Source organism: Lysinibacillus sp. Bpr_S20 (genome assembly GCF_023337835.1).
GTDB lineage: Bacteria > Bacillota > Bacilli > Bacillales_A > Planococcaceae > Lysinibacillus.
Genome location: NZ_JALNLQ010000002.1, coordinates 435,157 through 450,931 on the forward strand (window position 1 = coordinate 435,157; position 15,775 = coordinate 450,931).

Genomic DNA, 15,775 nt, shown 5'->3' on the forward strand with positions numbered 1-15,775 from the left:
CCATAAAGAAAGTAACGCATAATCATTATTTAAGTAAAGTGTTAAGGTTAGTTACAAATACTGTCTTTCGCAAATTGCTAGCAATGACAACGCCTAATACAGCACCAATAGTACTTGAGGTTAAAAAAGCAGGCATGAAAAATAAAGCAGCAACGGATGTCCCCATAAATAAATGTGCGTAAGGTACTGCAATGAGTGAGGCGATAATTCCTGTCCCGAACATTTCGCCGACACCTGCTAGCCATTGCTTGCCGCTATATTTATAGGCAAGAGCTGCACACAGTGCACCGATAACACTGCCTGGTATAGCTAATAATGAACCTGTACCTGTTAAAATCCGAATAATGGCTGTGACGAGGGCGACCATAACAGTAGGCACTGGTCCAAGAATGATAGCACTAATAACATTGATGGCATGCTGTACAGGGTAGGCACGCGCAATTCCCGTTGGTATTGAAACGAAGGTAGAACCTGCTACGGCAATTGCTACTAATAAGGCCATGATTGTTAACTTTCGAATTGACATAATTTCCACTCCTCTGAAATATGAATTTAATAGTGATCGCCGGTAGATGCGGAAGTTCCGCCGCAAAAAGCATGAAAAACGCCGCTAAAGGTGTGAGTTCCGCCGCAAAAAGCACGAAAAACGCCGCTAAACATAGAAGTTCCGCCGCTAAAGCGCAAAAAACCGACAATAACAATAAAAACCAGAAAAAAAGCCGCTTCCTAAAAACAATAGGAAGCGGCCCTGCATTTACATAGTAAAAAGCAAGTGTCGCCACTTCCCTCCGCTAGTGTGAACTAGATCAGGTTCAAAGGGTCCGTATATGACCATATACGTCTCAGCCTTTTAAAGACTCCCCTAGTGGTAAAAATTCATTTGTCAGTTATCCCCATAATTATGTAGCATACTACTAGAAATAGTCAATAACTTTTCAGACTATTTTGTATCAGGATGCATAAGATGTGGTGCTTTTTTCATTGTCCAAATAAGGGCAAGGAAAAAGCAAGCCATTAAAATAATAGCTCCGACAATATAAGGGCTATTCATATTCCAATCGAATAATATACCTGCTAAAGCTGGTCCAATCATATTCCCAAGACTCATATACGCATTGTTCAGACCTGCTGCATAGCCTTGTTCATTCTCGGCAATCTTTGAAATCAATGTGTTGACAGCTGGACGAATCAACGTCGTAGCTGTAGAGAAGATTGTCGCTACAATCAAAATAAATGCAAAACCAGATACAAATAATATTAAGAAAATCGAAACGGCTGCAATAAATAAATTGACTAATACTACCTTCATTTCGCCGAAGCGATTAAACAGCGGTGTAATAATAAACATTTGTACAACAACACCAAAAGCGCCACCCACAACTAAAATAATAGCGATATCAGTAGGTGTGTAATTAAATTTGTCAGTCACAAATAACGATAATGTTGTTTGGAAATTAGCAATTCCGAAAGAAAATACAAGCATGATAATTAACATCACAAAATAAGGCATACGGACTGAACGGGCCATCTGCTTAGCAAGATTATCCCGCTTCTGTGCTCTTTGCGCTGTGTTCGGCTTAGTAGCAGGCAATAAAAAAAACGATAAAATAGCTGCTAAGATCGCTGCAATGCCTGCCGTATAAAACGGAAAATGCAAACTAACTTTTGAGAGGAATCCACCGATACCTGGTCCAATCATAAAACCAAAGGACATTGCTGCCCCGAGCATACCCATACCTTTTCCTCGTTCCTCATATGTTGTGACGTCTGCCACAAAAGCCATTATAGGGGGCGCAACAAATGCAGATCCGAGGCCACCTAAAAAGCGTGCTAAGAAGAGCATCCATACATCAGTAGAAAGCCCAAAACCAATTTGTGCAAGCCCCGTTACTATAAGACCGAAAATAATGAGATTTTTTCGACCGTGCTGATCCGAAAGATTCCCAGCAATAGGAGAAAATACGAATTGTGCAAAAGCGAACGTCGCAATTAACATGCCAAGTACTTGTCCTGCAGCACCAAATAGTTTTAAATAATCAGGCATGACAGGAATAATAATACCAATACTCCCCATTGCGATAAACATATTAAACATTAAAATATACAAAGCCGCCTTATTAGACTTCTGCTGGGTCATCGAATACCCCTTTCTTTATTAAAATATACTACAGTCTACCACAAGGTTTATAGGTTTGCTATTGACTATAAGTCTGAAATAAGAATTCAGATGACCTTCCGGCAAAACAAGTGGTTGATTTCCGTTCCGACTGGGCGCTTTGTTGCTGTCGCTTCGCTTTCGCACAGATAAAACATTTGCCGCTGACGCTTCGCTTTCGCGCAGAGCAGAGCTTCCTAGGGGCGTCCGATGAGCCGCTTCACTCGCGTTGCTCGCTCCAGGGTCTCGGGCCAACAGATGTCTTTTGCGCGAAAGCGTAGTGCAACGTAGCGGCAGCAGCACGGATGTTGGTCACGAAGGCATTATCACAGGATGTGATGGTTTTAGCCTTCGTTCCTCTATCGCTAATCCCCAAGGAGTCGCCCAGTCTCCACTCCAATCAACCACTTCCCGGAATGTATCTTTCTTACATAACACTCTAATTTATAGTAATAAAGCGATGTATCCTAGCCTCTTTTTTTTCGTTTAGCTAATGGTAGACTTCTATGGGGAAACTGGGTGCAGTATTTGTTTTAATAATTAGAATCCCACACCTGAAAAATTAAAAAATATAACATCAGAAAAACGCAAGAAATCAACTTTTCTAAAATTGATTTCTTGCGCTTTTAAGGTTTTCAGTTTTGGGTTTAGCGAATACTCATTTTAAATTCTAAGAAAAGCTCATTGTATTTGCCTAAGTAATCAGGACCTAAGTTTTTATAAACTTCTAATGTTTTACGTTGCTCTTCAGATGGGTAGAAGCGCTTATCAGATACGACTTCTTTATCCATTAACTTCATCGCTGCAATATTAGGAGTAGAGTAGCCTACATAATCAGCGTTTTTAGCACCTGATTGAGCTTTCAGCATAAAGTTAATGAAAGCATGTGCGCCATCTATATTTTTTGAAGTTTTTGGGATAACCATATTATCAAACCATAAGTTTGAGCCTTCTTTTGGTACAGCAAAGTCTAAATCTTCATTTTCTGACAACATATCTGCTGCTTGACCAGACCAAGTGAGTGCTACAGTAGCTTCATTATTAACCATCAGCGGTGTAATTTCATCCCCGATAATGGCTTTAACATTTGGCGCTAATGTGATTAGTTTATCAGTAGCTTTCCGTAGCTCTTGATTATTTAAAGAATTGAGCGAGTAGCCAAGGCTGTTTAAGCCCATACCAATCACCTCACGTGCACCGTCTACTAAAAAGACTTTACGTTTTAACGAAGGATCCCATAAGTCCGCCCAAGATGAGAAGTCTAGGTTTCCAACGAGCTTAGGATTATAGACAATACCGACTGTTCCCCAGAAATATGGAACAGAATATTTATTGTCGTCATCAAATGGTAAATCTAAAAAATAGGGGTCGATATTTTTAAAATTAGGGATTTTCGTTTTATCTAAAGGAACAAGTAATTTTTCTTCCTTCATTTTTTCAATCATGTATTCAGAAGGTACTGCAATATCGTAAGCTGTACCGCCTTGTTGAATTTTTGTCATCATGGCTTCATTTGAATCAAACGTCTCATAGATGACGTGAATGCCTGTTTCTTTCTCAAATTGCTTTAGCAAATCGGGGTCAATATATTCTCCCCAGTTAAAGATAGTTAATGTATCTTTACCACTTTTTCCACCACCAGCACTTAGGGCATTAGCAGCATAGAATAATAGGGCGGAAACGACAAGTATTGCGATTGTCGCTTGAATTAATTGCTTCATTGAGTTCCCCCCGTTCTTTTACTAGCACGGCTTGTAATGAAGTAATAGCCAACTACGACGATAACTGTTACAAAGAATACTAAACCAGAAATAGCGTTAACCGTTAAGGAAATACCGGCACGTGCCATCGAGTAAATTTCAACAGATAATGTACTGAAGCCGTTACCTGTCACGAAAAATGTTACCGCAAAATCATCGAGGGAATACGTTAAGGCAAGGAAAAACCCTGCGAAAATACCAGGTTGAATATACGGTAAAATAACACGCATCATGACATCTTTTTTCGTCGCGCCTAAATCTAATGCAGCATCGATTAATGATTTGTTCATTTCTAATAGTTTCGGTAAAACCATCAATACAACAATTGGAACACTGAACGCTACGTGTGCTAATAACACAGAAGTAAAGCCTAATTTAATACCGATCATTGTGAATAAAATTAAAAAGCTTGCACCGATAATGACATCTGGGCTAACAATTAATACATTGTTTAAAGAAAGTAGGGTATTGCGCATTTTCGAATCTTTTACAGTGACAATGCCGATAGCCCCTAGTGTCCCGATGATTGTAGAAATCAATGCAGAGAGTAATGCCACGATGACTGTATTAATTAAAATGACAAGTAGACGTGAATCCTCAAACACAGCTTTATAATGTTCTAATGTAAAGGACTCAAAATTATTCATCGATCCGCCACTATTGAACGAATAGAAGATTAAATAGAAGATAGGTGCATACAAAACGATAAAAACAATCGCTAAATACACTCTTGCTGTAGCAGATAGTTTTTTCATCGTACGCGACCTCCTTTATCCTTTTTCTGTCCTGTAATTAACATAACGATGACCATGAATAAAATTAAGAAAACAGCAATTGTTGAACCCATTCCCCAGTTTTGGGTTACAAGGAATTGTTGTTCAATCGCTGTACCAAGTGTAATCACACGGTTTCCTGCAATTAAACGAGTAATCATGAAGAGTGATAATGCAGGAATAAACACAACTTGAATACCTGATTTAACACCGTCCATTGTTAAAGGCAATATTACGCGACGGAATGTAGTAAAGGCAGATGCCCCTAAATCACGTGCTGCATAAATAAGAGCCGGATTTAAACGATCTAATGAGTTAAAAATCGGTAAAATCATAAATGGAATAAAAATATAAACGGATACGAACACAAAGCTAAGGTCAGTGAATAGCATTTGCTTCGGATCAAAACCAAATACTTCAATGAATGCATTTAATGGGCCGTACAAGCCAAAAATCCCGATAAAGGCATATGTTTTTAACAATAGATTAATCCAAGAAGGAATAATAATTAGTAAAAGCCAAAGCTGCTTATATTTCGTTTTTGTTAAAAAATAAGCTGTTGGATACGAAACAAGTAACGTAAAGAACGTAATTAAAAATGCATACCAGAATGAACTTAATGTCATTTTTAAATAGACAGAAGTAAAGAATGCTTTATAGTTATTGAGCGTGAAATGGCCATGTATATCTAGTAGGGAATAGTAAACAACAAGTGCAATCGGCGCGATAACGAAAAATGCAATCCACAAAACATAAGGAAATAAGGCTGATTTCGAAGTCTTAGTTTGCATCTTCGTCGTCCCCATACGCCTCTAAACGTTTATCGAATTCTTCTTCTGTTTCATTTAAGCGCATTACATGAATTGCTTCAGGATCAAAGTCTAAACCAATTTCTGTCCCTACCTCAGCTTTTTTCAATGAATGCACGAGCCATTCATTACCATCTTTGTCATACGTAGATAATTCATAATGCACCCCACGGAACAATTGAGTATCCACTTTAACGACAAGCTTGCCTTTATCGATTGTTGTCATTTCTAAATCCTCAGGGCGGATGACAATATCAATTTTTTCGTTTGGCTTCATACCTTGGTCAACACATTCAAAAACTTTACTAGCAAACTCTACTTTGAAATCTTCAATCATCACGCCAGGAACGATATTTGATTCACCAATAAAATCAGCAACGAAGCGGTTAATTGGCTCATCATAAATATCTACTGGTGTACCAGATTGTTGGATTTCACCTTCACTTAAAACAAAGATTTCATCACTCATCGCAAGTGCTTCCTCTTGATCGTGTGTGACAAATACAAATGTTTTCCCAAGTCGTTGTTGTAACTCTCGTAGTTCATACTGCATCTCTGTACGTAACTTTAAATCTAAAGCAGAAAGAGGCTCATCGAGTAAAATGACTTCAGGATCATTGACAATCGCACGAGCGATTGCAACACGTTGGCGTTGACCACCAGACATTTCGGAAATTTCACGATTGCTATAGCCTGATAAGTTAACGAATTTTAAAGCTTCAGCAACACGGTTTTTAATTTCACTCTCAGGGAGTTTTTTTATGCGAAGTCCAAATGCGACGTTTTCAAAGACATTTAAATGAGGAAACAACGCATAATCCTGGAAAACAGTATTTACTTGGCGTTCATTTGCTGGCACCGAGTTGATTTTTTTATCATGAAAATAGATATTTCCTGTAGTCGGTTCTGTGAATCCAGCAATCATACGTAAAATAGTAGTTTTACCACATCCAGATGGACCTAATAATGTATAGAATTTTCCCTTTTCTAGCTCTAAGTTAATGTTTTTTAAGACGACCGTGCCGTCATTATAGGACTTTGAAACATTTTCAAAGCGGATAATCGAATTCGTTGTCATAGATGCGCCTCCTTAAGCTATAAATATGAATCCGTTGCGACAAGCAAAATTTTTGTTTCATCAGCATGTGCATTAAAAATTTGATGATGATCTGTCGCGTCAAAATAGAGAGCATTGCCTTCACTCGCTATGTACTGTTCATCTCCTAAAACGAGACGAATACGCCCTTCGACAACAAAAATAAATGTTTCGGAAAGTGAGGGTTCAAACTGTTTGAATTCCCCATCAGCAGCTAGTGTTAAGAAAATTGGCTCCATCTCTTTTTCATTGGAAGTAGGAATGAGCCATTGAATCTCATATTTTTTTTCTTCGTCTGTATAAGTGGACTGATCTTCCTCTGTATAGACAACCTTTTGTTCAGGTGCTTCATCATCGAAAAATTCCTTAGGTGTTGACCCTAAAACTTCTAATAGTGAAAATAGAGTTTCAATGGAAGGTGAATTTAGGTCGCGTTCTAATTGAGAGATATACCCTTTACTTAAATCTGTACGTTCTCCAAGTTCCTCTTGGGTAAGACCTTTTTTTAAACGAAGCGCTTTGATTTTTGCTCCTATTTGCATCTTTTCCCTCCTAGAAGAAGTTTAGCAATCATAAACTTTTGAAATACGAAGTTTACTTTAACGAAACTTTTAGTTTACTAAAACCATTACAATTATACATAATAATAAAGAATTTGCAATCGTTTTTTATTAAAAAAAAGATGATGTAATTTTTAGAAATTATACATAAATATCGCATAGAAAAATTTTGTTTAAACCAGAATAAAATTGTTAAAAATAGCTAATAAATAGGCTGTAGCAGCTATTCCATTTAGGGATTTGACGAAAATTTGTCAGATTATTTAAAACGAGCACTTTTGAGAAGTTTACTTGTTTGAAAAACTACGATTACTCTGTTATCGTAGAAGACGAGTTCGCTGGTGCGAATGGAATATATACACTACATATATAATCGGAGGGATTTATAATGGCAGAACGCATGGTAGGTAAACAAGCACCTGACTTTACAATGGAAGCGGTACTTCCAGACAAATCATTTGGCAAAGTATCATTAGAAGACATTAAAGCACAAGACAAATGGACAGTTCTTTTCTTCTATCCAATGGACTTCACTTTCGTATGTCCAACAGAAATCACTGCAATGAGCGATCGTTATGATGAGTTCGAAGATTTAGATGCAGAAGTAATCGGTGTTTCTACGGATACAATCCACACTCACTTAGCATGGATTAACACGGACCGTACAAAAAATGGTCTTGGTGAATTAAAATACCCATTAGCAGCGGATACAAATCACCAAATTTCAAAAGAATATGGTGTGTTAATTGAAGAAGAAGGTATCGCACTACGCGGCTTATTCATCATCAACCCAGAAGGTGAATTAAAATACCAAACAGTATTCGATAACAACATTGGCCGTGATGTAGACGAAACTTTACGTGTACTTCAAGCTTTACAAACTGGTGGTCTTTGCCCAGCAAACTGGCGCCCAGGTCAAGCAACTCTATAATTTAGAGTTTGTACGGGCTTTGAACTCAACTCAAAGCTTAGCGTAACTGGATCATTCAACAAATAAAGAGTCCCCACAGCATGTTTGTGGGGATTTTTTTAAACTTAATATAGGAAAAAGGTTCGTCACCAAAAATTGTGGATGGCTTTTGTTAAAACGTCTACTGTGTAAATAAGTTGATTGGAGTGGAGGCTGGGCGACTCCAAGGGGATTAGCGATAGAGGAACGAAGGCTAAAAGCATCACATCCTGTGATACCGCCTTCGTGACCAACATCCTGCTGTTGCTGTCGCTGCGCTTTCGCACAAACAAAACCCTCTGCTGCCGCTGCGTTAACACTACGCTTTCGCACAAAAAACATCTGTTGCCCCGACGCCCCCAGGAAGCTCTGCGCGAAAGCGAAGCGTCAGCGGCAAATGTTTTATCTGTGCGAAAGCGAAGCGACAGCAACAAATGTTTTCTGTAGCGAAAGCAAAGCAGCAGCTACAAAGCGCCCAGCCGGAACGGAAATCAACCCACGTTTTGATAATGAACCCCATAAAAGGAAAAAGGAGAATGTTTTATGAAACTTCGTGAACAAATGCCTGAACTTGTAGGCGCAACAACTTGGTTAAATGGTGAAGTAACAAAAGCAGATTTAGTAGGCGAAAAACCAACGTTAATTCACTTCTGGTCAGTTAGTTGCCATTTATGTAAAGAAGCAATGCCGGATGTGAACAATTTCCGTGATCAATATAAAGATGAGCTAAACGTTATTGCAGTGCATATGCCACGTTCTGAGGAAGATACAAATTTAGAAACAATCAAATCTGTAGCAGCAGAGCATGACATTGTTCAACCAATCTTTGTAGATAGCGAATTAAAGCTAACAGATGCATTTGAAAACCAATACGTACCTGCGTATTTTGTATTCGATAAAGATGGTCAGCTTCGTCACATGCAAGCTGGTGGTAGCGGCATGAAAATGCTAGAAAAACGTGTGAATCGCGTTTTAGATGAAATGCGCAACGCATAAAATAGTGGATGAAGAGGCGGGGATATTTTATTCCTCGTCTTTTTTTATAGAAAACACCATGTTAGTTTTAGGGGCTCCTCTGATTACTTTTTTGGTCAAGCCGAGCCGTTAAGAGGCAAAGCTGATCACTTCCAGGGTCAAGCCGAGCAGATTTAGTGGAAACCTGATCACTTCTAGGATCAAGCCGAGCAGTTCGTCTCACACCCGATAAATTCTAACGAAAAAACCCACTAAGCTGAACGGTCCTGTACAAGGTTTGTCTTTCCATGACGAATAGCCTCTTGTTTTGGCGATACATATAGCAAAGAATGCGTTACAATAATGGTATAGTAGTTTTCGGAGGGATTTATAATGATGAAAAAAGAGTTTGCTGTCATTGGACTTGGACGTTTTGGCGGAAGCATTGTTCGCGAACTGATGAGTCAAGGCGCACAAGTTATGGCGATCGATCATTCCTCAGAGCGGGTGGACGAGTTTGCTTCCATTGCCACACAGGCCGTTATCGCTGATTCGACGGATGAATCGGTATTAAATTCATTAGGTATTCGTAATTTTGAGCATGTTATCGTAGCAATTGGCGAAGATATTCAGGCTAGTATTTTGACAACTATTATTTTAAAAGAAATCGGTGTTCAACAGATTACTGTAAAGGCCCAAAATGATTACCATGAAAAAGTTCTGCGTAAAATTGGTGCAGATTTTGTCGTGCATCCTGAGCGTGATATGGGAATACGTATTGCCAATAATATGCTGTCTAATACAGTGCTTGATTATCTAGAGCTTTCGGATGAACATTCAATTATGGAGCTGAAGGCCAATGATGCGATTGCAGGTTACTCCATTATGGATTTAGATATCCGTGCAAAGTACGGGATTAATATTGTAGGTCTTAAGCGTGGTGCAGATATTATTGTATCTCCACAAGCGAGTGATAAAATTTTGCTAGGAGATATCATGCTTGTTATTGGGGCTGATGTAGATATTAACCGCTTTGTTAAAAAGGCATTGAATGGGTAGTGAAAATGAATAAACGAAGATGGAAACTAGTTATATTTGCTGCAATTATTGTTATTATCGCCTTTACATTGCAGTCTCGCGACAAAAATGAGGAGGAAGCAATTTCTCGCATTTTAGATCATGCAGCAGAAATTGATGCAATCGAGCTTTTGAAAGGAGAGCAATCTCTATTAAAAGCAAAAGGTCAGGATGCAACAGCCTATATTGAAAACTATCCTCTAAGCCATGTTAAGAAACTAAGCAAAAAAGAACGCGCTATATTTGAAGAAAAACCACTCTATCATATTGTCTATGAAATGAAAGGAAAGCCATTATATGAGGTGGATATTTTAAAGGTCGCTATTAGCTCTGAGCTAAGTGAGGAATTACAGCAGATGGTTTTTAAGGTTGGGGATCAGCAATATTTGATCTATTGGGCAAAAGAGAAAAAAGCACTTGAGCAATCAAGAAATACGCAACGCTTACTCGAACAATATATTAAATAATAAAGAGGGTAGTGAAAACAGCAAATAGCTGTAATCGCTACCCTTTCTTGAGCAAGGGCATAGTTTTCCTCTAGGCAAAACGCTACACCCTTAAGCTTTGACGATACATATAGCAGAGAATACGATACAATAATGGTATGTTATTCTTTGCAGGATTTTTTAATCTACTGACATTGAACGGAGACGTTTAAGGATAAAATTAATGTTAAGAAAGCAAATGAGGAGTAGGTTTAACACATGTTCAACATTCGAAAAGAGGCGCTATTTAAATTTTTGAAAATTCTATTTCCAATAGCGCTTTTAGCAATAGCTGTTTATGAAATTCTACAAACTATAAGTGGAATAGATGTTCATTTACTACGGAAAGAAATGAACGAATTACATGTATGGGAGCTCTTGTTCATTCTTTTTATCACCTTCTGTGCCATTACACCGATGATTTTGTATGATGTTATTTTAGTGAAAATGGCAGGAATCAAAATAAATAAACGTATATTGTTGAATCATTCATTTATTGTGAATACCTTCTCCAATCTTATTGGCTTTGGTGGTTTAGTTGGTGTATTTCTGCGTAATTATTTCTATTCCAAATATAAAGAGGATAAGGAAGACTTGTTAAAAAGCATAGCCTCCGTTACACTCTTTTATTTAACAGGGATTTCGTTGCTAGCGTGGATTATGTATATATTCTTTTGGGACTTCCCGTTGTTAAAAGAAGTACGATGGTTAAAGATAGCGGTTATTCTTGTCAGCTTATATGCGCCGATTTTTATTGCTATGCTGATCATTCGTAATAAAAAAGCAGGTTCTATAAATCCAAAGATCTCTCTTCAATTGATAGGTACGTCAGTAACTGAATGGGTTGCAGTCTTTTTAGTTATCTGGATATTAACTTTTATTTTGGACATTCCAATAGAATTATCCAATTTAATTCCCATATTTTTAATTGCTTCCTGTGCGGGAATTGTCAGTATGATACCTGGCGGAGTAGGCTCATTTGATCTTGTTTTTTTATGGGGGACACAAAGTTTAGGAATGGCTGATGAGAAAGTGCTTTTTCTATTAATTTTGTACCGCATTGGCTATTTTGTACTTCCGTTCTTGGTTTCTGCCCTTTTATTTGTAAAAGAGTATTGGAATCGTTGGAATGAATCGTGGGACGACTTGCCGAATGTTATTTTCCAAAAGCTGAGTCACATGTTATTAACGATATTGGTATTTCTCTCCGGTATTGTCTTATTGCTATCTGCGTCGGTGCCAGGTATTCTAAGTCGACTAAAAATAGCTCAGGAATTTCTATCTTCGCCAATCATGCATGTCTCTCATCAGATGACTGTTGCAGCTGGCTTTATTCTCCTAGGGTTATGTAGGGGGATTAAATATAAAGTGAAAAGGGCATATCAGCTTAGTCTTATTGTCCTTAGTAGTTCAGCGATATTTTCAATTTTTAAAGGCTTGGACTATGAAGAAGCTATATTTTTAGTAATCGTCGCAGGGTTATTAATTGCTTCAAAAAAACAATTTTACCGTGAAAGTTACGTTTTGACATGGGGAATCGTGTTAATGGATCTTGCTGTAGTGACATTCATTACAGTGATGTATGTCTTGATTGGTTATGTCAACTTACCTACTTCTAAAATCCGTATTCCAGCTGCTCTACAGGAATATATCATTACAGATTACCGAGACCTATTTTATAGTGCAGTCATAGGTATCCTAATAGCAATTGTCATTTTTTATATAGGGTATTTTATCCGCGCACCTAAGAAAATGGAAAAGCTTTTATCTAGTGAGCAAGAAGAACTCATCAAAAATCATTTGATGACCTATAAAGGAACGGAGTATTCACATTTAATTTTTTTACATGACAAATTTGTCTATTGGAATAAAGAAGGTACAGTTTTATTTTCCTATCAAATATTCGCTGATAAGATCGTGGTACTGGGAGATCCAGTGGGAAATGAAGCCGATTTCTTATCTGCTATTCAAGAGTTTTTAGAGTTGGCGGACAAGCATGGGTATACACCAGTCTTTTATGAAATTAACAATAATATTTTCCCTTCTTTACATGAGCATGGATATAGCTTTTTTAAGCTTGGCGAGCAAGCTTTTGTAGATTTAGATGAATTTACGCTAGCTGGTAAAGGAATGAAGGGACGACGAGCGGTAAAGAATAAATTTGAACGAGAAAATTTTACAGTTGAAATAGTAAGCCCTCCTTACTCACGGGAATTCATGCATGAATTGCAAGAAGTATCAACGAAGTGGTTGCAGGGAAGGGCAGAAAAAGGCTTTTCTCTTGGCTTTTTTGATGAACACTATTTAAACACTTCCAACATTGCTGTTTTACGTGGTACAGATGGGGTGATTGGCTTTGCCAGTCTCATGCCAATGTACGATAATGGCGAAAGACTCTCAGTAGATCTCATGCGTTTTAAGCCGGGAGCACCATCTGGAACGATGGATTTCATTTTTCTCTCTTTATTTGAATGGGCAAAAGAAGAAGGCTATCGTGTTTTTAATATGGGGATGTCACCATTGTCAAATGTCGGACAGTCAAGATATTCTTTTTTAAGTGAAAAAATTGCAGCACAAATATTTTTACATGGACAGCACTTCTATCATTTTAAAGGATTAAAAAACTTTAAATTAAAATATGCAGACTTTTGGGAGCCAAAGTATATAGCCTATCGAAAGAAATCTTCATTGCCATTTACAATGGCGCAAGTCACGCTATTAATCGGCAAAAAGAGAAAATAGTTCAATCAAAAAAAGATGCATTGCAAAATTAATTTGCGATGCATCTTTTTTTGATTTGAATTAGGAAACGCTGATAAAGCATGGAACATCGCTGATAAAAGAGTCAGAAACGCTGATAAAGCACCGAACATCGCTGTTAAAAGTATCAAAATCGCTGATAAACCTTAAACATCGCGTAAAGTACATGAAAAAATTGTAATTTTATAATTGATTTTCCATTGACGCTTTGTAATAATAGAGAAAATTTAGTGCTAGATGAAAGATTAATAGTAAAAATTAAAACTTTGTAAAGGAGGGGACAGTTTGCGTATTCCAGATAAATTAACAGTAGGTGATGAGATACGTGTGATTGCACCTAGTCGTAGCGCAGCAATTATAACAGCAGAAAGCCTTGAACAAACAAAGAAAAAACTTGAAAATTTAGGCTTTACTGTATCGTATGGGCGTCATATTTTTGCGTGTGATCTGCAAAATTTTTAGCAACCGCTATAACAACAAAATGCGGATTTGTTACGTATTCAGGGCCTCATTTTCCTAGCTTTGATATGGAACAGGCACAAGACTATCAGCTATCATATTTTCAAAAATGTTTGATGAACAATACACCATATACGATTAAAGCATCAAGCGTTTGGAGTGATGATGCATGGTATTTAGATCAATATAATCGTCATTTTGAAGCAGCTAGCTGGAAGGTATATTCTAAAGGTGAAGCAAGTGGACAATTATTTGGTGGAAATTTATGTACGTTAAATCTGCTTCAAGGGACAGAGTATATGCCTGAATTAACAAATAGTATTTTATTTGTAGAGGATGATGAAATCGTTAATCCAGAAATACTTGCCCGTGATTTCACTTCATTATTACAAGCTACTAGCAGTATTAAAGGTATTGCGATAGGGCGTTTCCAAAGGGCTTCTAATATGACGGAGGAGCAATTACATTTTATTTTAGATAAACATCCAAGCTTGAGAAGAATTCCAGTTTTATATGATGTTGATTTTGGACATACACAACCAATCTTTACGTTTCCTATCGGTGGTGAAATTCAACTGAGCACGGAAGATTTCCCTGTGATACATGTTACTAAGTTTTAAAAAGGGGGAGGGATTAGGATGGTAATAAGAGAGGCAATAGGTAAAGATGCTGAACAAATTATAGCGGTCATAAGAAATGCAGAAGAGTCTAATTTTATGTTATTCGGGCCTGGTGAACGAAAGTTAGAGACTGAGCAATTTACTAAATTTATCGAGAATTTTCACAATAATAGCCATTCAGCTTTGTTTGTAGCTGAAATAGAAAAGCAAATAGTTGGTTTTTTAATTGTTCAGGGTAATCATATGCCATCTAGAGTTTCACATCGAGCCTATATAGTCGTAGGTATCCATCAAGAATATAGAGGACAGAAAATTGGTACTGCATTGTTTAGTCACCTCGACGATTGGGCAAAAGAAAAGAGCATACATCGATTGGAACTAACAGTCATGACAAATAACACAGCAGGCATAGCTTTATATAAAAAAATGGGGTTTGAAATAGAGGGGACTAAAAAACATTCCTTATATGTTGATGGGGAATATAGGGACGAATATTACATGGCAAAAATAGTGTAACATGAAGAAGGGCCCTACTGAATTTCAGTAAGGCTCTTCATTTAAAAATAATGTTCATCCGTTATAGCATACAGTTTTACATTTTGATGATCACCTTTAACAAACATACTTTTTCGTAAAATACCTTCGAAAAGCATTCCCGATTTTTCCATTACTTTTTGGGAACCGATATTGTCCTCGAAACATCGTGCTTGTATCCGAACTAATTTTAATTCGTTAAATCCATAGTCTATTAATTTTTTTACTGCTTCGGTCGTCATCCCTTGATTCCAATAATCTTCAGAAAGAACGTAGCCAATTTCCGCACATTTATGCTGGTCATTAAAAGAAACAAAGTCGATCGTGCCAATTAACTTCTGCTTATATTCAATGCCCCATAATAGATGATTACCTTGTTTATACCCATTTAAAACAAATTCAACAAACATTTTTGTTTCGTCTAAACTTTTATGAGGATCCCAAGTCACATAACGTGCTACATTTTCACTGGATGTATACTTAAACATTGCCTCTAAATCATTTAATGAAATCGGTCTTAATGTTAATCTTGCTGTTTTTAAAACAGGTGGTGCTTGTTTGAAAATGTTGTCGCTCACAAAACTCCCCCTTAAAAGCAATTTCCTGTATTTAATTATAACAAGATTTGTAAATTCTCGTTAAGCTTTTTATTTGAGATTGAGAGGAGAGGTGGATTGTCGATAAAAAATTAAAGTTGGTTAATAAAACGTGAAAGTTGGTCGATAAAATTTAAAAGTTGGTAGATAAAACTGAAAAGTTGGTCGATAATTCCTGAAAGTGTTTC

Annotated in this window: 15 protein-coding genes, 1 pseudogene and 1 riboswitch; of the genes and pseudogenes, 7 read left to right on the forward strand and 9 right to left on the reverse strand. The window is 37.3% G+C overall.

Annotated features, from left to right (window positions below):
- Positions 1-25: 25 nt before the first annotated feature.
- From thiW to MWJ95_RS06565, 7 genes are all read right to left on the reverse strand, one after another.
- A complete protein-coding gene (gene thiW, locus MWJ95_RS06535) occupies positions 26-526 on the reverse strand; it encodes an energy coupling factor transporter S component ThiW (RefSeq protein WP_249104827.1) in 501 nt (166 codons plus the stop codon).
- A 240-nt stretch (positions 527-766) separates the two neighbouring features.
- Positions 767-874, reverse strand: a riboswitch (TPP riboswitch).
- A 66-nt stretch (positions 875-940) separates the two neighbouring features.
- Positions 941-2,137, reverse strand: coding sequence for an MFS transporter (locus MWJ95_RS06540; protein ID WP_249073317.1), 1,197 nt, complete (start codon positions 2,135-2,137; stop codon positions 941-943).
- A gap of 665 nt (positions 2,138-2,802) precedes the next feature.
- Entirely contained in the window at positions 2,803-3,876 is a 1,074-nt protein-coding gene (locus MWJ95_RS06545) for an ABC transporter substrate-binding protein (protein WP_249073316.1), read from the reverse strand.
- Positions 3,873-4,670 (reverse strand): ABC transporter permease, encoded by a 798-nt coding sequence (locus MWJ95_RS06550; protein ID WP_249073315.1) that lies wholly within the window; start codon positions 4,668-4,670, stop codon positions 3,873-3,875. Before MWJ95_RS06550 ends, MWJ95_RS06545 begins: the two co-directional genes overlap by 4 nt.
- Complete coding sequence (locus MWJ95_RS06555; RefSeq protein ID WP_249104829.1) at positions 4,667-5,479, reverse strand: ABC transporter permease; 813 nt, start codon at positions 5,477-5,479, stop codon at positions 4,667-4,669. The genes MWJ95_RS06550 and MWJ95_RS06555 overlap by 4 nt, the downstream gene beginning before the upstream one ends.
- The gene (locus MWJ95_RS06560; RefSeq protein ID WP_249073313.1) at positions 5,469-6,575 is read right to left on the reverse strand and encodes an ABC transporter ATP-binding protein; all 1,107 of its coding nucleotides are present in this window, start codon (positions 6,573-6,575) and stop codon (positions 5,469-5,471) included. Before MWJ95_RS06560 ends, MWJ95_RS06555 begins: the two co-directional genes overlap by 11 nt.
- A 17-nt stretch (positions 6,576-6,592) precedes the next feature.
- Complete coding sequence (locus MWJ95_RS06565) at positions 6,593-7,135, reverse strand: helix-turn-helix domain-containing protein (RefSeq protein ID WP_249073312.1); 543 nt, start codon at positions 7,133-7,135, stop codon at positions 6,593-6,595.
- Between the two features lie 406 nt (positions 7,136-7,541).
- Here MWJ95_RS06565 and MWJ95_RS06570 point away from each other — a divergent pair, with 406 nt between their 5' ends.
- Positions 7,542-8,084 (forward strand): peroxiredoxin, encoded by a 543-nt coding sequence (locus tag MWJ95_RS06570; protein WP_249073311.1) that lies wholly within the window; start codon positions 7,542-7,544, stop codon positions 8,082-8,084.
- A 51-nt stretch (positions 8,085-8,135) separates the two neighbouring features.
- Here MWJ95_RS06570 and MWJ95_RS06575 read toward each other — a convergent pair whose 3' ends face one another.
- Positions 8,136-8,444, reverse strand: a complete 309-nt coding sequence (locus MWJ95_RS06575) for a hypothetical protein (protein ID WP_249104831.1) — start codon at positions 8,442-8,444, stop codon at positions 8,136-8,138.
- Positions 8,445-8,645: 201 nt separating this feature from the next.
- Between MWJ95_RS06575 and MWJ95_RS06580 the strand changes: the two genes are divergently transcribed.
- The 6 genes and pseudogenes from MWJ95_RS06580 to MWJ95_RS06605 all read left to right on the forward strand — a co-directional run bounded on the left by MWJ95_RS06580 (position 8,646) and on the right by MWJ95_RS06605 (position 14,973).
- Entirely contained in the window at positions 8,646-9,098 is a 453-nt protein-coding gene (locus MWJ95_RS06580; protein WP_053483465.1) for a TlpA family protein disulfide reductase, read from the forward strand.
- 354 nt (positions 9,099-9,452) lie between these two features.
- Positions 9,453-10,115 carry a potassium channel family protein gene (locus MWJ95_RS06585; protein ID WP_079559812.1) on the forward strand — a complete coding sequence of 221 codons (663 nt, stop codon included), beginning with the start codon at positions 9,453-9,455 and terminating at the stop codon, positions 10,113-10,115.
- A 5-nt stretch (positions 10,116-10,120) separates the two neighbouring features.
- Positions 10,121-10,600, forward strand: coding sequence for a hypothetical protein (locus tag MWJ95_RS06590; protein WP_249073310.1), 480 nt, complete (start codon positions 10,121-10,123; stop codon positions 10,598-10,600).
- 237 nt (positions 10,601-10,837) lie between these two features.
- Positions 10,838-13,360, forward strand: a complete 2,523-nt coding sequence (mprF, locus tag MWJ95_RS06595; protein WP_249104834.1) for a bifunctional lysylphosphatidylglycerol flippase/synthetase MprF — start codon at positions 10,838-10,840, stop codon at positions 13,358-13,360.
- A gap of 303 nt (positions 13,361-13,663) precedes the next feature.
- A pseudogene (locus MWJ95_RS06600) lies at positions 13,664-14,457 on the forward strand (S66 peptidase family protein).
- Positions 14,458-14,475: 18 nt separating this feature from the next.
- Positions 14,476-14,973, forward strand: coding sequence for a GNAT family N-acetyltransferase (locus MWJ95_RS06605; RefSeq protein ID WP_249104836.1), 498 nt, complete (start codon positions 14,476-14,478; stop codon positions 14,971-14,973).
- A gap of 41 nt (positions 14,974-15,014) precedes the next feature.
- Here the strand turns inward: MWJ95_RS06605 and MWJ95_RS06610 are convergent, their stop codons facing one another.
- Positions 15,015-15,569, reverse strand: a complete 555-nt coding sequence (locus MWJ95_RS06610) for a GNAT family N-acetyltransferase (RefSeq protein ID WP_249073306.1) — start codon at positions 15,567-15,569, stop codon at positions 15,015-15,017.
- Positions 15,570-15,775: the final 206 nt, after the last annotated feature.